This is a genomic window from Endozoicomonas sp. G2_2 (assembly GCF_017744135.1).
In the GTDB taxonomy this organism is placed as follows: Bacteria; Pseudomonadota; Gammaproteobacteria; order Nevskiales; family Salinisphaeraceae; genus Salinisphaera.
This window is the reverse complement of sequence record NZ_JAGHQU010000001.1, coordinates 147,262-168,095: the sequence shown is the minus strand read 5'-3', so window position 1 is coordinate 168,095 and position 20,834 is coordinate 147,262. Positions and strand designations below refer to the sequence as shown.

The following is a 20,834-nucleotide window of genomic DNA, read 5'->3' as shown; positions in this document are numbered from 1 at the left end:
CAATCCATGCACCAGCCGCGATCCGCGAATCGACGACGTTCGAGCGCCTTTGCCTTGCCGCCCACGCGAACGACGTGGTGGGTGCTGCTAACCAGCGCGCTCTGCGGCCCGGCGTTTGGCCAAGGCAATACGCCGGACACCACCACGCTCGGGCCGATCGATATTCAGGGCGACCAGGTGGAAGCCCGCGCCTGGAGCCCGGTCGAGGGCTATGTCGCCGAACGTAGCGCCACGGCCACCAAGACCGATATCCCGCTGATCGAATCGCCCCAGGCGATCACGGTGATCGGCCGCGACGAACTCGAGGATCGCGACGCCAACACGCTCACCGAGGCGGTGGAATACAGCCCCGGAATCACGGTGCTCAACCGCTTCAACAATAACGTCACCGACTCGATCGGGATCACTATCCGCGGCTTCCAGGCCTCGGACGCCACCTATCGTGACGGCACCCGGATGTTCTCGGGCCTGCCCTACGACGCGCCGATCGAGACCTACGGGCTGGAGCGTATCGAAGTGCTGCGCGGCCCGGCTTCCGTGCTCTACGGCCAGGGGCAGCCGGGCGGCATCATCAACCTGGTCACCAAGCGCCCGACCGATACGCCGCTGCACGAAGTCGGGCTCGAACTGGGCAGCTTCGGCCAGAAACAGCTCAAGGGCGATGTCAGCCAGGCACTGGACGAAAACGGACACTGGCGCTATCGCCTGACCGGGCTGGTGCAGAAGGCCGACGCGCCGATCGAATACATCGACGACGATCGCGTCTACGTGGCGCCGGCGTTGACCTGGTCGCCCAGCGAACGAACCGAGCTCACGCTGCTCGCCCATTATCAGAAGAACGAATCCGACTACCACTGGACCGGGTTCCCGCTGGAGGGCACGAAACGGGACAACGACGGCCGCCGTATCCCGCGCGACCGCTATATCGGCATCCCGGGGCTGGCCGGTTACAGTTCCGAAACCTACTCGGTGGGGTATCTGTTCGAGCAGCTTGTCGGCGACCATCTGACCTTTCGCCAGAACGTGCGCTATCGCGAGGTGGATTACGACGTGGTCGACGTATTCCGCAACTACTTCACCGCCTCGCCTTTCAATGAAGACCTCACCGTACTCGAACGTGATGCGCGTCTGCGCTTCGACGAAGGCGAAACAATCACGGCCGACAACCAGCTGGTCGCCGACGTGCGCCACGGCGCGTTCGAGCACAGCCTGCTGGCCGGCTTCGACTACAAGACGCTGGATTACCGTTCCCGCAATTCCGGTTTCGGCAACCCGACCACCGATATCCCGCCGCTGGATCTATACAACCCGGACTACACGCAGGACTTCAGCCTGCCGAGTACCTTCACCCCGAGCCGCACGCAGGCCGACCAGTACGGCCTCTACGTGCAGGACCACCTGAAATACCGCGACAAATGGGCCTTCACGCTCGGCGCCCGTCAGGACTGGGTGAACGAAGAGTCCCTCGGTGAAGACAAGAACGATCAGGACAATCTGAGCTGGCGCGCGGGCGTGGTCTATCTCGCCGACAACGGTCTGGCACCCTATGCCAGCTACAGCGAATCGTTCACGCCCCAGTACGGGACCAACGAAGTCACGGGCGCCGGCTACGACCCGATCACCGGCGAACAGTACGAGATCGGCCTGCGCTATCGCCCGGTCAGCTGGAACGCATCGTTCGAGGTCGCGGCCTTCGAAATCAGCCGCAACAACGAACTCGTGACCATGCCCAACAGCGCCGTGCCCAGCCAGATCGGCGAGACGCGTTCCCGCGGTGTGGAACTCGGCGCCCGGCTGGATATCACGCGCGGTCTGAGCGCGCTCGCGAGCTATACCTGGAACGAGGTGGATGTGATCGAGGCCGGCGGCAGTCAGGCGACCAACGGCAAGCGCGTGGTCAACCGACCGGATCATCTGGCCAAGCTATGGTTCGACTACGACTTCCAGCAACCGGCGCTGAAAGGCCTCGGCGTAGGGGCCGGCGTGCGCTACACGAGTTCGTCTTTCTCGAACGCGGACAACACCGCCCGCTACCCGTCGAGCACGCTCGTCGATGCGGCCGTACGCTACGAGTTCGACAACGTGCGGTTGCAGCTGTCGGCGAACAATGTGTTCGATGATGTGAAGGTGTACTGCACGGGTGCACAGGCGTCCTCGTTCTGCGAGTACGGCCTGCCGCGCAACGTGCTCGGCAGCATCACCTACCGCTGGGACTGATCACCAAGGCCTGCCGGCCGCCGTCCTTCGGGGCAGCGGTCGGCTATTGATCCGCCGACGCGCGTTCGAGCGCAAAATCCAGGTTTTGGCGTACCGCCGGCCATTCCTGATCGGTGATCGAGAACACCACCGTATCCCGATAGATACCGTCCGCGCTTTTCATGTGATTGCGCAGCACGCCGTCTTGCTTCGCGCCCAGGCGCGCGATCGCCGTCCGCGAGGCGCGGTTGTGCCAATGGGTACGAAACTCGATCGCGATGGCGTCGAGGGTTTCGAATGCGTGGGCCAGCATCAGCCGCTTGCACTCGCTGTTGATCGCAGTGCGCTGAAAACGCTGCGCGTACCAGGTGTAGCCGATCTCGGCGCGGCGGTTGGTTTCGTCCACATGGCAATAGCGCGTGGACCCGATCACCGTATCGCTGGCCCGGTCGCGCACCGCAAACGCCAGCCCGCCCTGTGCGCGTTCGGCGAGCGCGGTATCGATATAGTCCGCGACCGCCTCCGGCGTCGGCACGAAGGTGTACCACAGCCGCCAGAGCTCGCCGTCGGTGGCGGCCTCGGCCAGCGCATCGGCATGCTGTACCTCAAGCGGCTCGAGTACGACATGGTCTCCGGCAAGGGTCGTGGTCGTGATCCAGCGCGGCATGGGGATCCCCTTCTGCTTCGTTTCGTTGGCTTGCCGAGTCTAGCGTGACCCGCCATCCGACTACGGCCCTCGATCTTGTCGAGTTGACGCAACCCCACCCAGGCCGTAAAAAACCGCCATGCGATTCGGCGTCATCGGCGACATACATGGCTTCTGGGACGAACGCGATACCGCGTTTTTCAACCGGGCTGGCTACGACATGCTCCTGTTCGTGGGCGATTTCGCCCGCATCACGAGCGCTGTACCGGTCGCGCGCCGGCTGGCGGGACTGACCACGCCGGCCTGGGCGATCCCGGGCAATCACGACGGCGTGACCATTCCCCAGCTGCTCGCCGAGATCAAGAACCGGCCGCTCATACGCCGCCTGGGTGCGTTCGGCATGACGCGGCGGGTACGAAGCATGAAAAAGGCCATGGCGCCGGTGCGTCTGGGCGGTTATACCGCCGCACCGCTGGACGACGAGCTGGGCATCGTCGTGGCCCGCCCGCATGCCATGGGCCCGGACCGATTCTATTATCAATCCTATCTGCGAAAGACCTTCGGTATCGGCGACTTCGACGCCAGCGCGCGAAAGCTGTGTGAACTGGTCAATCGCTCGCCGCGCGACCTGATCCTGCTCGCCCACAACGGCCCGGCCGGCCTCGGCGATACGCCGACCTCGCCGTTCGGCTGCGATTTCGCCCCCGAACACGGCGACTTCGGCGATCCGGACCTGCGGGTGGCCATCGAGCACGCCCGCGCCACCGGCCACCGCGTACGCGCGGTACTCGCCGGGCATATGCACCACCGCAGCAAGCACAGCGGCGAATGGCGCGACACCGCGGCCGACGACGGCGAAACGCTCTATCTCAACTGCGCACGCGTGCCGCGCATCGAGGCCGATGGCGCCCGGCGCCACCATATCGCGCTCGAAGTCGGCGCAGACGCCGTTCGCGCCGAGACGCTGTTCGTCGACAACGACGGAAAAATCGTGTCCCGCGAGCCGATCAAGGCCCGCGCCTGAGCGCCTAGCTGCGCCGTTCGTCGCGCACCAGCCAGCGCAGTGGCAGCGCCATGCCGAGCACCGCCAGCCCGACCACCGCGTACGTACCGCCGTAGCCGAGCAGATGACCGAGCTCCAGCCCGGCGGCTGGGCCCAGCGCGCCGCCGAGATCGCTCGACCATTGATAGATCGACAGCGCCCGGCCGTGCAGATGGCGCGGCGCGATATCGCCGAGCAGCGTGATCATCGGAATGGTCAGCCCGCCGGCGCCGGCACCGATCACCAGCAGCGCCAATGCCGCGGTGGTCGCCGTGCCCGCTTGTCCGAGGCCGACCAGACCGACAGCCACGAGCGTCATCGAAGGCAGCAACAATTTCGTGCGGCTCGCGCTGCGATCCAGATAACGCCCGCAGGCCAGCGCCGTGGCCGCACGCGCGGCCATCAGCACCGCCATGAGCAGGCCTGCGCTGCCCTGTGCTTTCATGCCAAACACATAGAGCGCACGGGTATCGACCAGCACCGCGACCGTGGCCAGCAGCACGCCGGAGACAGCAAAGAACAGCAGCGCGTTGGCGGCGAAGATGATGCGTAGCGTGGGCATGGCCAGCAGTTCGCGCCAGGCCTGGCTACGAGGCGTGGTCGAATCGGCGCGGGCGGCACGGTCCGCCGGCTTGCCTGCCTGGTCCGGCAATAGAAAGACGGCGGCTATTGCTGCCACAATGCTCAGCGCGGTCGCGGTGAGAAAGGCGGCGTTGTTGGAGACCTGATCGGCCACCAGCCCGCCGAGCACCAGACCGGCCGGCAGGCCGAGACTCACCGCGGTCCGCACGCTAGCGGTCATGCCCGCCCGTCGGCGCGCCGGCGCGATCGCCATCACCGCGGCGAGCGCGCCCACCAGCAGCAGTGACGAGCCCACGCCCCAGATGACGCGCCCGGCCAGAAACCAGGCAGCCGGCTGTTCCGACACCAGGGCGATCGAGAACGCCAGCGTACCCAGCGCTTCGATAACCAGCCCGATCGCCACAGGCCAGCGTGCGCCGAAGCGATCGAGCAGGCTGCCGGTGACCGGATTGAAACCCAGCCGGGTGATGCGATTGGCCGACAGGATCAGCCCGATCATGAAGCCCGAGATGCCCAGATCGATACCGATCACGGGCAGGATCGGAAACACCGCACCGCCACCCACACCGCCCAGAAAGGCGATAGCAGCAATGCCCCAGCTACGCCGGGTCAGGCTCTGATTGTCGAGATTGATTGCGATGAGCGCGCCGTTCAGGAGCGCGACTGCGCGCCGGCCGGCGCCGCATCGGCCGCATCTAAGCGATCCCAGCCGAGGGCATAGCGGCGCGCGATCACGGCACAGACGATCAGCTGGATCTGGTGAAACACCATCAACGGCAGCACCACGCTGCCGAGCGCGCCGCCGGCGAACAGCACCTGCGCGATGGGAATGCCGCTGGCCAGACTTTTCTTGGAGCCACAGAACACCAGCACAATTTCGTCGGCACGCTCGAAGAAACGCCGTCCGAGCGCGAAGGTCACGCCGAGCACCAGCGCGAGCAGCACGCTCGAGACCACCGCGACCAGCAGCAGCGCCGAAGGCGGCGTTTCCTGCCACAGCCCTTCCACCACCGATGCGCTGAACGCGCCATAGACCACCAGCACGATCGAGCCCTGGTCGACGAACTTCACCAGTTTCGGATGGGCCGCGACCCAGGAACCGATCCAACGCCGCGCGATCTGGCCGAGCACGAACGGCAGCAGGATATGCAACAGAATATCGACGACCGCATTCAGCGAACCGCCCCCGGCCGCGGACTGGGTGGTGATCAACAAACCGGCAAGCAGCGGCGTGATGAATACGCCGAGCAGGTTGGACAGGCTCGCGCTGCACACCGCGGCCGGGATGTTGCCGCGCGCCACCGACGTGAAGGCGATCGACGACTGCACGGTCGAGGGCAGCACGCACAGAAACAGCAGACCCGCGAACAGCTCGGGCGTGAGCCAGTCGAGCAGCAGCGGCCGCGAGGCCAGGCCGATCAACGGAAACAGCACGAAAGTGGCCACCAGCACGCACAGGTGGAGCCGCCAGTTGGTCGCGCCCGCATAAATCGCCTCGCGCGAGAGCTTGGCGCCGTGCAGAAAGAACAGCAGCGCGATGGCTGCCGTCGTGACATGGCCATAGACCACCGCCGCGGTACCCGATACGGGCACCAGGCTGGCGAGAATGATGGCGCCGATGAGCGCCACGACGAATCGGTCGGGTAGAAACCGTTTGAGCCAGGCTAATCGCTTCATCGTGCAATTATAGCGGGCCGACGCGAGACCCCGCAGGCCCACGTCGCCCGCTTAGGGCCTGGCACGGTACACGACCCGCGCCGATGCGCACGCGGACCGCATACCCCGCCACGACCCGTGAGGGCCGCAGCAAACGACTCCCGCGTCTACCGGGCCGCGCGCTCGTACTGCACCGGCCAGTCACCCTGCACGCCGTGCAGTTCCCGCGCCGCGCGTAGCGGAAAATAGGGATCGCGCAGCAGTTCACGGGCCAGCAGCACGCAATCGGCCTGGCCGGAATGCACGACATGTTCGGCCTGAACCGGCTCGGTGATCATGCCGACCGCGCCGGTAGCGATGCCCACTTCGCGGCGGATACGAGCGGCGAACCCGGTCTGGTAGCCCGGGCCGACCGGGATCTTCGCGGTCGGCGTGTTGCCGCCGCCCGAGCAGTCGACCACGTCCACGCCTTCGGCCTTGAGCCAGTGCGCGAACTGCACGGACTGGTCGATATCCCAGCCGCCGTCCTCCCAGTCGGTCGACGAGATGCGCACAAACAGCGGCTTGCCCACTGGCCAGACCGCGCGTACCGCACGCACGACCTCGAGCGGGAAACGCGCCCGATTGGCCAGGCTGCCGCCGTATTCGTCGTCGCGCGTGTTCGATAGCGGCGACAGGAACTCGTGCATGAGATAGCCGTGCGCCGCATGCAGTTCGATCATGTCCATGTCGGCTGCCAGCGCGCGCTTCGCGGCGTCGGCGAAGGCGGTTACGAGCTCGGCGATTTCATCCTTGTTCAGCGCATGGGGCGTGGGCGCGTTCTCGGAAAACGGGATCGCGCTGGGCGCGACCGTCTGCCAGGCGCCCTGCTCGGCGGTCAGCGCCTTGCCGCCGCGCCAGGGCGCATCGCAGGAGGCCTTGCGCCCGGCATGGGCCAGCTGCACGCCCACCGCCGCGCCCTGAGCATGGATGAAGTCGGCATTGCGCTTGAACTCGGCGACGTGGTCATCGCTCCAGATACCCAGATCGCCCGGCGTGATACGCCCGGCCGGCGTCACCGCCGAGGCTTCCATCATCACCAGCCCGGCACCGCCGACCGCGCGGCTGCCCAGATGCACGAAGTGCCAGTCGTTGGGGAAGCCATCCTCGGCCGAGTACTGGCACATCGGAGAGACGAAGATGCGGTTGCGGAAGGTGACGTCGCCGATGGTCCAGGGCTGGAATAGATCGCTCACTTGAGGCTCCTTGAATGGTCCGGGTTCGGGGTGTTCGGACTCGGTTGCATGCAATATACATCGGCGTGGTGATGGCTGTTTTCAAGCCACTCGTTTTGCCTTGAGTCTGTCGGTGCTCACCAGTTCGTCTGACCTTTTGTTTCGCACTGCTGTGCGACTTATTTTCGTTTGCTTGTCCAAACAAAAGTAAGCAAAGAAAAAGACACCCGGATTGCGCGCCGGCGCGAAACGCGCCGGTGCACTGCGATGCTCGGTCCGAAGGGATGCGGCCAGAACTCGCGTCGCTTTGGCGACGCTCAAACAGGCTGGCCGCACCGGCGCAGTGCGCCGGACACCCTTCGGCCCTGCGCTTCTCGTCGCGCCACACGGGGCCCGAATACAGGCACGGCGAGCCTAGCCCCCGGCCTCAGATTGGCTTCTGCGTAAGGGGTTGGGATTTCGCTACGTTCCGGTCGGACTTGCCTTCGGCGTTGTCCGACGAAGATCGCTTCGCGATCTTGGCGAAGCGTCAGCGAGCCGGTCTTTGTCTGTATTCGGTCCCCTTGGGCGCAGCGCCGAGCAGTGGAGGCCGAAAGAGAAAAAGACGGCCGGATGTTTGAGTCGCGCGTAGCGCGGCGAGTTTCCGGCTGTCCTCTTTCGGCCGCAGCCGCGCAGGGCATCGGCGCAAAGCGCCGACGCAAGACAGGGTGTCCTTTTCCTTTGCTTACTTTCTTTTGGACAAGCAAAAGAAAGTGAGTCGCACAACAGTGCGAAACCCCAAGTAAAAATTCACCCGCAAAGTCGATCCAAACACTCGCGGCTTACCGCGACGGGGACAAACCCAATCGCCGCTCTCGATACTCCATAACCAACGCCAACATCGCCGGCAAGAAAGTCACCGTCGTAGCCATCGTGAACAACAACCCGAACATCACGATCGCACCGAGCCCGCGATAGAGCTCGGTGCCCGCGCCGGGCAGAAACACCAGCGGCGCGAGACCGAAGGTGGTGGTAATCGTGGTCATCAGGATCGGTCGCAACCGCACCGTGACTGCATCCTGCACCGCATCGATAGCCGCCATGCCGGCGGCCGCGTTCGCGCGCGCCCGCTCCACGATGAGAATCGGGTTGTTGACCACCGTGCCGACCAGGATCAGGAAACCGAGCATGGTGATCAGGTCGAACGGCTGCGACAGCGCGGCCAGCCCAATCGCCGGCAACAGCGCGCCCACGCCGTTGAGTAGGGCCAGGCCCACCATCCCGCCGGCGATGCCCAGCGGCACCGTGGTGAGAATGAGCAGCGGATAGCCCCAGTGCGAAAAGATGGCGACCAGCAGCAGATAACACACGCCCACGGCGACGATATAGTTGCCGGTCAGCGCACGGCGCGTCACCTCCAGCTCGTCGCTCGCGCCGGAGATATCGAGTGCAAGCGAGGCGTCGATAGCGCCCTGCTCGCGCAGATGATCGATCACGTCCCGATTGACGCGCGCCACGCCGGCTTCCAGCGGCACGGCCCGCGGCGGAATGACGCGGATAGTGACCGTACGCCGGCTGTCCAGGCGGCGGATCACGTCGGTGTCGACGGTGGGCACGACATTGGCCAGCGCGACCACCGGGAGCACGCCTTCGGACGTGGCCACCGGCAGGCGTGACACGGCATCCACCGTGTCCGGCTTGCCGGCCGCGTCATAAAGATAGATATCGACCTTGTCGTCGGAAAAGAAGTACTCGTCCACGTACGCGCCGTCGGTGAGCGCGGAGATCGTGTAGCCGATATCCTCGGCGCCCAGGCCCAGTTCGGCGATACGCGGATAATCCGGCTCGATACGCAGCAGCGGCTGCCCGAGCGTGAGCGTGGACGGTTGCGCCAGTATCTGCGGGTCGTCGAAGACTTCGTTCGCGCGATCGTAGATCGCCTCCGCCGCGGCATAGATGGTGGCCAGATCCGCCCCCGAGATATCGATATTGATCGCCCGCGTGCCGCCGTCGTTCGAGGAGATGATCGAGCCCTTGGTCGAGAACGCGCGCATGCCCGGATAGGCTTCGAAGCTGTCGTTGAACGCGGCCATCAGGGCGCCGATCTCGCGGTCGTTGACCGGCTCGGCGATCACGCGCAGTTCATTGGTGGTCACGCTCATGTTGAAGTAGGCGATGGCGGGCATTTCCGGCTGTTCGGCCGCCAGCTCGCCGTTGTCGTCCGGCATGTGGCGCGCGAAACGTTCGCGCAGCTCGCCGGCGATGTCGTTGAGTTCGGTGAGATTGGTGCCCGCCGGCGGCAGCATCGAGGAGAACGTCTTCGCCTCCTCGCCGTCCGGCAGGTATTCGGCCGGCGGCGTGAGCGCCCAGACGCCGATGCCCAGCGTGCCCGCGATCGCGGCCATCACCGCATAACGGCGCGCCCGCACCGCGATGATCCACGCACACAGCGCCAGCACGCCGCGCGAGAACGGCCCGTTGCTCGTCTCGGCGGCGCCGGAATCCTTGGGCAGGATGCGCGCGGCCGCGGTCGGCAGCACCATGATCGCAACCAGCATGGAGGTGAGGATTGCCGCCGAGATCGCGATCGAGATATCGGAAAACAGCTGGCCGGCCTTCTGGGTGATGAACAGCACCGGCGCGAACACCATCACCGTGGTCAAGGTAGACGCCAGCACCGCCGGCCAGACCTCGCGCACGCCGTCCACCGCGGCCTGCCAGCGGCTCGCCCCCGCGCTGCGCTGGCGGGCGATGTTTTCGAGCACGACGATGCTGTTGTCCAGCGTCATGCCGATCGCGAACGCGATGCCCGCCAATGAGATGACGTTGATCGTGCGCCCAAAAACGGCGAGCCCGATGAACGCGGCGATCGCACAGATCGGCACGCCGACGATGGCGATCAGCGTGGCGTAGACCGAGCGCAGGAACAAAAACATCACCAGCGCGGCCAGCACGCCGCCGATCGTCAGGTTGCGATACACGCTCGAAATCGATGCGCTGACATAGCGCACATCGTCCGAGGTCAGGCGCATGCGCATGCCGGCAGGCGCCAGAACCGTCTCGTTCAGCTCGGGCAGCAGCGCGAGCATGTCGCGCTTGATGTCGATGACGTTCGATCCGGGCTGGCGGCGCACCTGCAGATTGACCACCGGTTGATCGTTGAAGAAACCAAACTCGCGCACCTCGGCGTGATCGAGCTGGATTTGGGCTACGTCGCCGAGCGTCGTGACGGTGTCGCCGCTGCGCGCGAGCACTACGTCCGCCAGGCCCGAGACGTCCTCGAAACGCCCGACCGTGCGCACCAGATAACGGCGCTTGCCGGCATCCATATCGCCGCCGGAAACATCCTGATTGCGCGCGCGGATCGCATCGCGCACGTCGGTCATCGCAATCCCGCGCGCCGCCAGCCTGGACGGATCGACATGCACCTGAATCTGGCGCTCGGCGCCGCCGCCGACTTCGACATCGGCGACGCCGTCGACACGCTCCATGCGCCGGCGCACCTCGTCGTCGACGAAATCGCGCATGAAGGCCATGTCGAGCCCGGCCGGGTTGCCGGCCTCGGCGGCCACGTTGAAATACATGAACGAGTTCTGGGAGAACGACGCCGCCACCACTTCCGGCTCGTTGACGTCCTCGGGATAGCTGGGCACCTGCATGAGCGCGTTGGTCACGCGGATCAGCGCTTCGTTGACGTCGGTGGAGAACGGAAACTCCAGCTCCACCTCGGCCTCGCCGGTCTTGGCTTCGGCCGTCATGCGCTGCAGACCGATGATATTGGCGAGGTATTCCTCCTGTTCAATGAGGATCTCGTTCTCGACGTCCTGTGGCGTCGCGCCCGGCCAACTGGTGGTGACCGTAATCGTGCGCACGGCCAGATCGGGGATCATCTGCACCGGAATGCGCATCGCCGCCAGCACGCCGAACAGACAGATCAGCAGCACGACGATGGTCATCAACGTGCCGCGCTTGATCAGCGCTTCGAACATCGATCAGGCCCCGGGCGAGGACAGGCGCAGGGCGCGTGAGCGATCGTTCGGCGCCGAACCGCTCTCCTGGCCGCCGGCAGACGCAGCCGATCGGGCATTGCGTACCCGTACCGCCTGGTCGGCTTCGAGGCTTTCGTTGCCGCGCACCACCACGCGGTCGCCGGCAGCGAGGCCGTCGAGAATTTCCACGTCGTTGTTCGCGCTGCGTCCGAGCGTGACCTGGCGCTTGATCGCGCGCAGCGTGCCGTCGTCGTCTTCACGAACGAGCCACATGCGCGTGCCGCCGCCCGGTACGCGAACCAGCGCATCGCGCGGGGCGACCAGCACCGGCTCCGTCGTTGCAAGTTCGAGCAGCGCCTTGGCCGACATCCCCGGCGTGAGGCGGCCGGCGCTGTTGTCGACGAACACGCGTACGAGGAAACTGCGCGCCGCGGCGTCGCTCGCGCCCACGATGACGTCCACGGTGGCCTCGATCGGCTCACGCGAACCGGCTTCGGGCACCACCTGCACGGCCATGCCGGGCTCGATGAGCCCGAAGTACTGCTGGGGTGCGGAGGCATCCAGGCGCAGCGTCTGCGTGGCCACGAGCGAGACGGTCGGCGTGGTCTGGGCCACATACTCGCCGGGATCGACCAGCCGCGCACGCACCTCACCGTCGAACGGGGCGATCACGGCATGACGCTGCAGACGTTCGCGCTGGGCGGCGGCTTCCGCGCGCAGGCGCTGCACTGCGGCCGCGTTGACCGCGACCTGGGATTGCCGGGTTTCCTGCTCGCTCTGCGATACCGCGCCGCGCGCGCTCAGCCGATCGGCCTCGCGCGCGAGTCGGCGCGCCTCGGCGAGCTGGGCCTCGGCTTCGGCCACCGAGGCTTCGAGCGTGGCCAGCGTGAGCGATTCCAGCGTGCGATCCAGCTCGATGAGCGTGTCGCCGGCCTGTACGCGATCGCCGGCATCCACCGCGACCGAGGCCACCAGCCCGGCCACCCGCGGCGTGACCTCGGCATCGCGCGGCGAGGTGAGCGTGCCGTAGAGCGGCACGGTCTGCTGCCAGCGACGCGCGTCGACGGTTGCCGTATCGACCAGCGTCGGCTCCGCGGCCTGCGCCCAGCCACCGGCGAGAACGATGAGCCAGCCGGCCACGAAACGCGCAAGCCAGGCGGGCTCGCCGCCACGGCGTTTTCGTGCCGGTGCTCGCCCGGCTACGGCGCGCGGCGCCTGTATCGAATCGATCACCCTGCCCCCTTCGCGATGGCCACAGCGGCCTGCATGTTCAGCGCCGGGGCGATCCTGCCCCGATCGCCCCGAGTGCCTCAAGCTACTCATATAGAACCGCATTGGAGGCAGAAGGTTCCGGTTGCGCTGGCCGGCGGCTCGGGCATCTGGGTATGCTGGCCGCCATCGCTTCTTACCTCTCGGACCTGTCATGACGCGATCCATCAAGCTCTGGCCCCTGCTGTTGCTGGCCCTGTTGTCCGGCGCGGCGACCGCGGCCGACAACGCCGCAAACGACACCGACGTGCCCGCGCTCGGGCCGAATCTCGAGGACTACGACTATCCCTGGCCGGTCTCGCGTTTTGCCATGGACAGCCCGAACGGCAGCGTATCGATGGCTTATATGGATATCGCGCCGACCGACGAGATCGTCGATCCCCCGGTCGCCGTGCTGCTGCACGGCAAGAACTTCTGCGGCGCCTACTGGCAGGACACCGCCCGCGCGCTGTCGGAGAACGGCTATCGCGTGATCGTGCCGGATCAGGTGGGTTTCTGTAAGTCGGACAAGCCGGCCGCCTACAGCTATACCTTCCACCACCTTGCGGCCAACACACAGGCGCTGCTGGCCTCGCTGGATATCGACAACGCCACGATCATCGGCCACTCCATGGGCGGCATGCTGTCCATGCGCTATGCGCTGATGTATCCCGATACCGTCGAACAGCTGATCCTGGTCGACCCGATCGGCCTCGAGGACTGGAAGGCCAAGGGCGTGCCCTATCGCGGCATGAACGCCTGGTATGCCCGCGAGATGAAAAAGGACTACGCCGGCATCAAGGCCTACCAGCTTAAGAGCTATTACGACGGCGAGTGGAACCAGCACTATGCCGAATGGGCGAAGATGCTGGCCGGCATGTATGTGGGAAGTGACGAAGACAAGGCCACGGTCGCCTGGGCCCAGGCCGCGACCTACGACATGGTCTACACGCAGCCGGTGTTTTACGAGTTCGAGCAGTTGGATGTGCCCACCACGCTGATGATCGGCACACGCGACAAGACCGCACTCGGCACCGACCTGGTGTCCGACGAACTCGCCGCCGAACTCGGCAATTACCCCAAGCTCGCCGAAGAAGCGGTCGCGCGCATGCCGAACGCCGAACTGGTCACGTTCGAGGGCATCGGCCACCTGCCGCCCATCGAGGCCCCCGAGCGCTTCAAAAGCGCGCTTTTCAAAAGCCTTGATACGCCGTCGTCCGAAAGCGACGACTAGGGCCTGTTGCCGTTTCATGCGAGCGCCGCGTTGGAGACCGCAAATCGTGTTCTGCAAGGCGCGAGTCGCCGGTCGTGGCGTGCCACGATCAAGGCTCGCAACGCCGCAGAGCGCGATTTGCGGCCCAACCCTTCGGGACAAGGGCTGTTTTGCGGCAATCCAGCGTTCTAGCACGCTTGCGCAGAATGACTGCGCGGCGCGTGCTACGCCTTGTCTTGCCGCAAAACAGCCCTTGGCGCGGACTCGCACGAAACGGCAACAGGCCCTAGAACGCTCTCATCCTTTCATTGACCGCCCGGCCCGCACGGCCGGGCGTTTTTCGCTACAAGAGACCTGCGCATGTCCGAGATTCATCAGCTGTCCGCGACCGAACTGGCGGCGGCCATCGCCCGCGGCGAAGTCAGCAGCCGCGCTGCCCTCGATCATTTCCTCGCCCGTATCGAAGCGATCGGCAAGCCGATCAATGCTGTCATCGCAATGGATATCGATGCCGCCCGTGCCCGCGCGGATGCCGCGGACGCCGCGATCGCGGCCGGCGAGCACTGGGGCCCGCTGCACGGCGTGCCGATGACGGTGAAGGACACCTACGAAACCGCCGGCCTGCCCACGGTGGTCGGCGAGCCCAAGCTCAAGGACTATCGCAGCACCGACGACGCCGTGGCCGTCTCGCGCCTGCGCGCGGCGGGTGCCGTGATCTTCGGCAAGACCAACACGCCGCGTCTGGCCCAGGACGTCCAAACCTTCAACCCGATCTACGGCACCACCAACAATCCCTGGAACGACAAGCACACCTCGGGCGGCTCTTCCGGTGGCGCCGCCGCCGGGCTGGCCTCCGGCTTCACGCCGCTGGAACTGGGTTCGGACCTGGCCGGCTCCATCCGCACGCCGTCCAGCTGGTGCGGCGTCTACGGCCACAAGACCTCCTATGGCCTGATCCCCATGCGCGGGCATATCCCCGGCCCGCCCGGCACGCGCGGTGAGCCGGATCTGTGTGTGGCAGGCCCGATGGCCCGTCATCCTGCCGATCTCGCCCTGGCGCTGGATATTCTCGCCGGGCCGGACGCGATCGACGCCAGTGTCTGGCAGGCCCGGCTGCCCGCGCCGCGACCCACGACTCTGGCCGACTTCAAGGTGGCCGTGCTGTTCGATCACGCCTTCTGCCCGATTTCGAAAGCGGTCAAGACACTACTGGAAGACGCAGTCGAAGCAGTCCGCCGGGCCGGCGCCGATGTAAGCAAGATCGAAGACCTGCCGGGCGGCTTCGAGAAGAGCTACGAGACCTACGACCGCCTGCTCAACGGCCTGGTCGGCGCCTCGATACCGGACAAGATCTACAACAAGGCCAAACGCGGCGCGAAGTTCATGGGCCTGATGGGCAAGACGGACGCCGGCACCATGGGCGGCTTTGCCGAACGCGCCACTGCCAGCCATCGCGACTGGGCCAAGGCCGACGAGGCCCGCCACAAGCTGCGTCAGCAATGGCACACGCTGTTCGCCGATTACGACGTGCTGCTGATGCCGAGCGTCTGCGTGCCGGCGATTCCCCACAATCAGGACGGCACCGTGCTGTCGCGCGAGATCGACGTGGACGGCATTGCCCACGGCTACACCAACCTGTTTCGCTGGATCGCCCCGGCGACGGTCGCCGGCCTGCCGGCGACCAGCGCCCCGGTCGGGCTGACAGACGAGGGCCTGCCCGTCGGTCTGCAGATCGTGGCCGACTATGGCCAGGATCTGACCACCATCGCCTTTGCCCAGCATCTGGCAGCCGCGGGCGTCGAGGCGCCAGCTTGCCCTTATGCCAGCCGCGATGTCGCCGCTGGCTAGGCGCGATACGCCCGGCGGCGCCTACGGCGCGGCCGGCACGTCGAGATCGGCGCTGAGCAACGGCGCGAGTTCGGGCCATATTTCATCCAGCATCGCCGGCTGGGCGTCGGCGTTGGGGTGCACGCCGTCGTCCTGGAAATTGGAGCGGTCGGTGGCGATCGGGGCGAGGAAGAACGGCACGAAGGCAACGTCGGTTTCCTCGGCCAAACTGACGAAGGCCTGATGGAAATCCTCGGCGTAGCGCTTGCCGTAGTTGGACGGAATACGCATGCCCAGCAGCAGCACCTCGGCGCCGGATTCTCGGCTGGCGTCGATCATGGCCGCGAGGTTGGTCTTCATCTTCGCGATCGGCAGCGCACGCAGGCCGTCGTTGGCGCCGAGTTCGAGAATCACCACGTCCGGCTCGTGGCGCGCAAGCGCGGCATCCAGGCGCCCGCGCCCGCCGGCGCTGGTTTCACCGGATACACTTGCGTTGACGACCTTCACGTCGGCATCGCTGGCTTCGAGCCGTTCGCGCAGCAGAGCGACCCAGCCCTCGCCGCGCGCCAGGCCGTACCCGGCGCTCAGGCTGTCGCCGAAAACCAGTACGCTGCCCTGCGCGTAGGCAAGACTGCTGCTCGCAAACAATACGGCCGCCGTCATCACGACGACCATCCGGCGCAAGGGCGCCCTTACTCCAGAGAACAAGACTCGGCTCAATGTCATCTCCTGCATTAGAAGCGGTCGATCTGTCGAAGACGATCGCCAGCGGCGAACGCGCGCTCACTATCCTCGACAGTATCGGATTGTCGCTGAACACGGGCGACAGTCTGTCGATCGTGGGTACGTCCGGCTCGGGCAAATCGACGCTGCTCGCGCTGCTGGCCGGCCTCGACGTGCCCACCCGCGGCACGCTCAAGCTGCTCGGCCGTGACTTGACCACGCTCGACGAGGACGCCCGCGCGGCCTGGCGTACCGGCCAGGTGGGCTTCGTGTTCCAGTCCTTCCAGCTGCTGGCCGGCCTGTCTGCGCTGGACAACGTCACCCTGCCGCTGGAGCTGGCCGGCACCGATCTCGCCGAAGCGCGCGATATCGCACACGCGCTGCTCGCCCAGGTCGGCCTCGCCGATCGCCTGCGCCATACGCCGCGCCAGCTCTCCGGCGGCGAGCAGCAGCGCGTGGCGCTGGCCCGAGCCTTCGCCTGCCGGCCCCGGATTCTGTTCGCGGACGAGCCGACCGGCAATCTGGATGGCAAGACCGGCGCGGCCGTGATCGACCAGCTGTTCGCGCTCAATGCCGAACAGGGCACCACGTTGGTTCTGGTCACCCACGACGAACATCTGGCCGCGCGCTGTGCAAGCCGCTGCCGGCTGGCCGACGGACAGCTGCATGACGGCTGAGCGCATCTCGGCCTTTCGTCTGGCCTGGCGCCAGCTCGGACGCAGCCGCCGCGACGGCGCGGGCTGGATTCTGTTGATCGCGCTCGTGGTGGCGGTCGCGGCCGTCGGTGCGGTGAGTCAGATGACCGATCGCGTGCGCTCGGCGATGGTGCGCCAGGGCGCAGCCACGATCGCGGCCGATCTCAAGCTCGAGTTGCGTGCGCCGCTCGACGACGAACGCTCGACCCGGCTCGACGCCGCCGGCGTGCAGCACCACAGCCTGACCGTGTTTCCCAGCGTGGTCAGCCGTGAAGAGGAGATCACGCTGGTCTCGGTGAAGGCGGTCGGCGACGGCTATCCGATGCGCGGCACGCTCACGTTGCGGCGTGGCCCGCCCGGCAGCCCGACAGAAACGGTCCGTCACGCTCCGGAGCCCGGCACCGCCTGGGTCGCCCAACGCATCCTCGATGCCCAGCAGCTGGACGTCGGCGACGAGCTGTCGCTCGGCGACACGCAGCTGACCATCGCCGCCGTGTTGGCCGTCGAGCCCGACCGTGGCAGCGGTTTTGCCAATATCGCGCCGCGCGTGCTCATCCGCCAGGCGGACGTGGCCGCGACCGGCCTGCTCGGCCCGGGCAGCCGCGCCTCCTATGCCGAACTCATCGCCGGGCCGCCGGAAGCGATCACCACGTTGCGCGCCGATCTGGAACCGACGCTGGCCGCCGGCGAGCGGCTGCAGACGCCGGCCGAGTCCAACCGGGCCCTGTCGCGTGCGCTGGAACGCGCCGACGTGTTTCTCGACCTGGCCGCGCTGGTCGCCGTGGTGCTGGCGGGCGTGGCGATCGCGCTGACTGCGCGCCAGCATGCCGAATCCCGTCTCGACGAGATCGCTCTGCTCAAGACGTTGGGTGCGGCACGCGGGCTGATCGCCCGACTGCTGGCCTGGCAGCTGGCGTTCGTCGGCGCGATCGGCATCGGGCTGGGCCTGGGCGTCGCTGCCGTCACGCAACTGGGCATATCACGGCTGATTGCGCGCGCCTTCGAGATCGAACTGCCGGCCACGTCCTGGCTGGCCCTGTGGCCGGCAGCGGCCACCGGCGCGATCCTGTTGGCCGGTTTCGCCTGGCCGGCGCTCGCCCAGGCCCGCGCCACGCCGCCGGCGCGCGTGCTGGCCCGCTCGTTGGCCGAGCACGGGAGTCGCGCGCGCCTGATCTATGCCGCCGCGCTGGTCAGCGTGGTCGCGCTGGCGGCGGCCGCAACACGCGACCTCACGCTCACGGCCTGGGTGGTCGCGGCCACGGTCGGCGGCACGGCCCTGCTCTGGGGCGCGGCGTTGCTGATGCTCGCCGGCGTCGAGCGTGTCCGCCAGCGGCTGGGTCATCGCGCCGGGCCCGGGCTGCGGCTTGGGCTGGCGGCCCTGTCGCGACGGCGCAATGCCAGCGCGCTGCAGATCGTGGCCTTCGGCATCGGCCTGACCATGCTGTTCATGCTGGTGATCGTGCGCGGCGACCTGCTGGCCGGCTGGCAGGCCGATATCGCTGCCGATGCGCCGAACCGCTTCCTGATCAACATCACGCGTCAACAGCAGCCGCAGGTGGCTGATCGGCTGGAGGCGGCCGGGCTGGAAGCGGATTTCTACCCGCTGGTACGCGGTCGTCTGACCGCGGTCGACGGCACCGCGATCGCCGACGATGCCGAACTGGCGGAACAGGCCGGCGAGCTGACCCGGCGCGAACTGAACCTGTCGTGGATCGAGAATCTCAAGGCCGACAACCGCATCGTCGCCGGCCAGTGGTTCGACGCCGCGGACACCGGCCAGCCGAAGATGTCGATCGACACCTCGGTGGCCGAGCGGCTCGACGTGGATGTGGGCGACAGCCTGACGTTCGACATCACCGGCACGCCGATCACGGCCACCATCGAGAGCATCCGCGAGATCGACTGGTCCAGCCTGCAGGCAAACTTCTACGTGCTGTTTTCGCCCGGCGTGCTGGACGAGTTCGCGGCGACCTACATCACCAGCCTGTATGTGCCCGACGATGCCCACGGCACGATTGCCGCGCTGGTGCGTGAGTTCTCCAATATCAGCGTGATCGATATCGCGGCGATTCTGGACCAGCTCACCACCCTGATCGAACGCCTGAGCGTGGCGATCGAGCTGGTCTTCGGTTTTACCCTGGCCGCCGGGCTGGTGGTGCTGCTGGCTGCCATGCAGGCCAGCCGCGCCGAACGCCTGCGCGAGGCCGCCCTGCTGCGCGCGCTCGGCGCGCGTTCGCGCTGGCTGCGCCAGGCCACGATCGCCGAATGCCTGCTGATCGGCCTGTGTGCGGCACTCATGGCCGCGGTTATCGCGCAGGCCACGTCCATCGTGCTGGCCGTCTGGGTGTTCGATCTCGGCTATGCCTGGCGGCCGCATCTCTGGCTGATCGCGATCGGCGTCGCGACTGCGGTGATTGCGGTTTCCGGGCTGTTATCGCTACGCGACGTGCTGCGCCAGCCAGCATGGACGAGTCTGCGCGCGGCCGATTGAGCGCCTGTCTGCCGCGGCCCCGCAAGCGGTTGGGCAGCGCAGGAAATGCGGTTTTGCCTCGCGCCCCAGGCTGGGGCCAGACTCGTGCCACGAGTCCAATCAAGAACAAACACAGGAGAAACCGCATGTCCGCGCATGCCGATGCCGACGAATTCTGGCGCGATATCAAACCGATACCCGACAGCTTCAAGCCTGACACCCTGCCCGAGGTGCATATCGCCAATGCGCCGACCGACGACGAGCGCTATTACGTGCCGTTCAACGAAACCGTCTCGTCCCGGCCGCTGTGGATTTCGCCGTCATCGAACCGCTGGTGCGACGTGCTCATGGCCAAGGGCGCCGGGCTGGTGAACCGCCACTACCACCCGAACGAAGTGTTCGCCTACACGATCTCCGGCAAATGGGGTTATCTGGAGCACGACTGGATTGCCACCGCGGGCGACTTCGTCTACGAAACCCCGGGCGAAGGTCATACCCTCGTCGCCTACGAACACGAAGACCCGATGAAGGTGTTCTTCGTGGTGAAAGGACCGCTGATCTGGCTCGACGAGAACGGCGAGTCGGACGGCTATTTCGACGTGCACGACTATATCGCCCTGTGCCGCGAGCACTATGACCGTGTCGGCATCGGCGCGGCGCATGTGGACACGCTGTTTCGCTAGACGCCGCGGCCACGCCGAGCAGGCATAAAAAAGCGGGGCCCGAATGAGCCCCGCTGTCGTCGTCACCACCGAAGCGAATCAGGCCGATACGGCCTCTTGGCGATTATCGACCGCCGGCGCTGTTGGCTCGCCGCTCTGGACCGTGATCCGGCGCGGCTCGGTACTGGCCTTCTTGTTGATGGTCAGGCGCAGCACACCGTGCTCCGCACGGGCTTCGATGTTGTCCTCGTCGGCCGTCTCCGGCAGCGAGAAGCGACGCACGAATGCCCCGAAGCGCCGTTCGCGATAACGAGCCTGGCCGTTGTCCTCAGCCGTTTCCTCGTTGCGCTCGCCCTTGAGGGTAAGCACCCCCTTGTCGAGCGTGACTTCGATGGCCTGCGGATCGACACCGGGAATCTCGGCCTCGATCTGGTAGGCGTCGCCGGTTTCGCGAATATCCACGTTCGGCGTCCATGCGCCGCCGGACAGTGCCGGAAAGGCATTGCTGTCTTGTACGAACATGCGATTGATCTCGTCGTTGAACTGCGCGAGCAGGCTGCTCGGCGCGAATCGGTTTTGATAACGCTGAATGGTCATGATCTTCCCTCCTGAATTTTTCGCCCCGAATCAACGGGCTGCGTTGCTACGAAAAGGAAGATAGGGCTTGCCGGTAACGATTCAATAGTTGCTTG

At 66.4% G+C, this 20,834-nt stretch carries 15 protein-coding genes; 7 read left to right on the top strand and 8 right to left on the bottom strand.

The window, feature by feature from the left end; all coding sequences use genetic code 11:
• Positions 1 to 6 precede the first annotated feature (6 nt).
• Positions 7 to 2,217, top strand: a complete 2,211-nt coding sequence (locus tag J7355_RS00725; RefSeq protein ID WP_209058943.1) for a TonB-dependent siderophore receptor — start codon at positions 7 to 9, stop codon at positions 2,215 to 2,217.
• 43 nt (positions 2,218 to 2,260) lie between these two features.
• Here J7355_RS00725 and J7355_RS00720 read toward each other — a convergent pair whose 3' ends face one another.
• Positions 2,261 to 2,863, bottom strand: coding sequence for a GNAT family protein (locus J7355_RS00720; protein WP_209058942.1), 603 nt, complete (start codon positions 2,861 to 2,863; stop codon positions 2,261 to 2,263).
• A 118-nt stretch (positions 2,864 to 2,981) separates the two neighbouring features.
• Here J7355_RS00720 and J7355_RS00715 point away from each other — a divergent pair, with 118 nt between their 5' ends.
• Entirely contained in the window at positions 2,982 to 3,866 is an 885-nt protein-coding gene (locus J7355_RS00715; RefSeq protein ID WP_209058940.1) for a metallophosphoesterase, read from the top strand.
• 4 nt (positions 3,867 to 3,870) lie between these two features.
• Here the strand turns inward: J7355_RS00715 and J7355_RS00710 are convergent, their stop codons facing one another.
• The 5 genes from J7355_RS00710 to J7355_RS00690 form a co-directional block, all read right to left on the bottom strand.
• On the bottom strand, positions 3,871 to 5,049 hold the full coding sequence (locus J7355_RS00710) for an MFS transporter (RefSeq protein WP_348522988.1): 1,179 nt from the start codon (positions 5,047 to 5,049) through the stop codon (positions 3,871 to 3,873).
• 68 nt (positions 5,050 to 5,117) lie between these two features.
• Positions 5,118 to 6,143 (bottom strand): bile acid:sodium symporter family protein, encoded by a 1,026-nt coding sequence (locus tag J7355_RS00705; RefSeq protein WP_209058936.1) that lies wholly within the window; start codon positions 6,141 to 6,143, stop codon positions 5,118 to 5,120.
• A gap of 146 nt (positions 6,144 to 6,289) precedes the next feature.
• The gene (locus J7355_RS00700) at positions 6,290 to 7,357 is read right to left on the bottom strand and encodes an NADH:flavin oxidoreductase/NADH oxidase (protein ID WP_209058933.1); all 1,068 of its coding nucleotides are present in this window, start codon (positions 7,355 to 7,357) and stop codon (positions 6,290 to 6,292) included.
• Between the two features lie 800 nt (positions 7,358 to 8,157).
• Positions 8,158 to 11,304, bottom strand: coding sequence for an efflux RND transporter permease subunit (locus J7355_RS00695; protein ID WP_209058930.1), 3,147 nt, complete (start codon positions 11,302 to 11,304; stop codon positions 8,158 to 8,160).
• 3 nt (positions 11,305 to 11,307) lie between these two features.
• The gene (locus J7355_RS00690) at positions 11,308 to 12,537 is read right to left on the bottom strand and encodes an efflux RND transporter periplasmic adaptor subunit (protein ID WP_209058928.1); all 1,230 of its coding nucleotides are present in this window, start codon (positions 12,535 to 12,537) and stop codon (positions 11,308 to 11,310) included.
• Positions 12,538 to 12,727: 190 nt separating this feature from the next.
• On the opposite strand from J7355_RS00690, the gene J7355_RS00685 reads away from it, so the two are divergent.
• Together J7355_RS00685 and J7355_RS00680 are read left to right on the top strand one after the other, a co-directional pair.
• Positions 12,728 to 13,786 carry an alpha/beta hydrolase gene (locus J7355_RS00685; protein WP_209058925.1) on the top strand — a complete coding sequence of 353 codons (1,059 nt, stop codon included), beginning with the start codon at positions 12,728 to 12,730 and terminating at the stop codon, positions 13,784 to 13,786.
• A 339-nt stretch (positions 13,787 to 14,125) separates the two neighbouring features.
• Positions 14,126 to 15,613: an amidase gene (locus J7355_RS00680; RefSeq protein ID WP_209058923.1), complete on the top strand. Its 1,488-nt coding sequence runs from the start codon at positions 14,126 to 14,128 to the stop codon at positions 15,611 to 15,613.
• Between the two features lie 21 nt (positions 15,614 to 15,634).
• On the opposite strand, the gene J7355_RS00675 is transcribed toward J7355_RS00680, so the two are convergent.
• A complete protein-coding gene (locus tag J7355_RS00675) occupies positions 15,635 to 16,312 on the bottom strand; it encodes an arylesterase (protein ID WP_247739665.1) in 678 nt (225 codons plus the stop codon).
• Here J7355_RS00675 and J7355_RS00670 point away from each other — a divergent pair.
• The 3 genes from J7355_RS00670 (at position 16,312) to J7355_RS00660 (ending at position 20,163) form a co-directional block, all read left to right on the top strand.
• Positions 16,312 to 16,992 carry an ATP-binding cassette domain-containing protein gene (locus J7355_RS00670; RefSeq protein WP_209058921.1) on the top strand — a complete coding sequence of 227 codons (681 nt, stop codon included), beginning with the start codon at positions 16,312 to 16,314 and terminating at the stop codon, positions 16,990 to 16,992. The two genes, J7355_RS00675 and J7355_RS00670, sit on opposite strands and share 1 nt — an antisense overlap.
• Positions 16,982 to 19,501, top strand: a complete 2,520-nt coding sequence (locus J7355_RS00665; protein ID WP_209058919.1) for an FtsX-like permease family protein — start codon at positions 16,982 to 16,984, stop codon at positions 19,499 to 19,501. Before J7355_RS00670 ends, J7355_RS00665 begins: the two co-directional genes overlap by 11 nt.
• 125 nt (positions 19,502 to 19,626) lie before the next feature.
• Positions 19,627 to 20,163, top strand: a complete 537-nt coding sequence (locus tag J7355_RS00660; protein WP_247739664.1) for a 2,4'-dihydroxyacetophenone dioxygenase family protein — start codon at positions 19,627 to 19,629, stop codon at positions 20,161 to 20,163.
• Positions 20,164 to 20,241: 78 nt separating this feature from the next.
• On the opposite strand, the gene J7355_RS00655 is transcribed toward J7355_RS00660, so the two are convergent.
• Complete coding sequence (locus tag J7355_RS00655) at positions 20,242 to 20,739, bottom strand: Hsp20/alpha crystallin family protein (protein ID WP_209058917.1); 498 nt, start codon at positions 20,737 to 20,739, stop codon at positions 20,242 to 20,244.
• Between the last annotated feature and the right edge of the window lie 95 nt (positions 20,740 to 20,834).

Coding starts and splice junctions, on each gene's coding strand:
- J7355_RS00720 (WP_209058942.1), bottom strand. CDS start 2,863: ATGCCGCGCTGGATCACGACCACGACCCTTGCCGGAGACCATGTCGTA.
- J7355_RS00670 (WP_209058921.1), top strand. CDS start 16,312: ATGTCATCTCCTGCATTAGAAGCGGTCGATCTGTCGAAGACGATCGCC.
- J7355_RS00665 (WP_209058919.1), top strand. CDS start 16,982: ATGACGGCTGAGCGCATCTCGGCCTTTCGTCTGGCCTGGCGCCAGCTC.
- J7355_RS00725 (WP_209058943.1), top strand. CDS start 7: ATGCACCAGCCGCGATCCGCGAATCGACGACGTTCGAGCGCCTTTGCC.
- J7355_RS00660 (WP_247739664.1), top strand. CDS start 19,627: ATGTCCGCGCATGCCGATGCCGACGAATTCTGGCGCGATATCAAACCG.
- J7355_RS00655 (WP_209058917.1), bottom strand. CDS start 20,739: ATGACCATTCAGCGTTATCAAAACCGATTCGCGCCGAGCAGCCTGCTC.
- J7355_RS00715 (WP_209058940.1), top strand. CDS start 2,982: ATGCGATTCGGCGTCATCGGCGACATACATGGCTTCTGGGACGAACGC.
- J7355_RS00680 (WP_209058923.1), top strand. CDS start 14,126: ATGTCCGAGATTCATCAGCTGTCCGCGACCGAACTGGCGGCGGCCATC.
- J7355_RS00685 (WP_209058925.1), top strand. CDS start 12,728: ATGACGCGATCCATCAAGCTCTGGCCCCTGCTGTTGCTGGCCCTGTTG.
- J7355_RS00705 (WP_209058936.1), bottom strand. CDS start 6,143: ATGAAGCGATTAGCCTGGCTCAAACGGTTTCTACCCGACCGATTCGTC.
- J7355_RS00695 (WP_209058930.1), bottom strand. CDS start 11,304: ATGTTCGAAGCGCTGATCAAGCGCGGCACGTTGATGACCATCGTCGTG.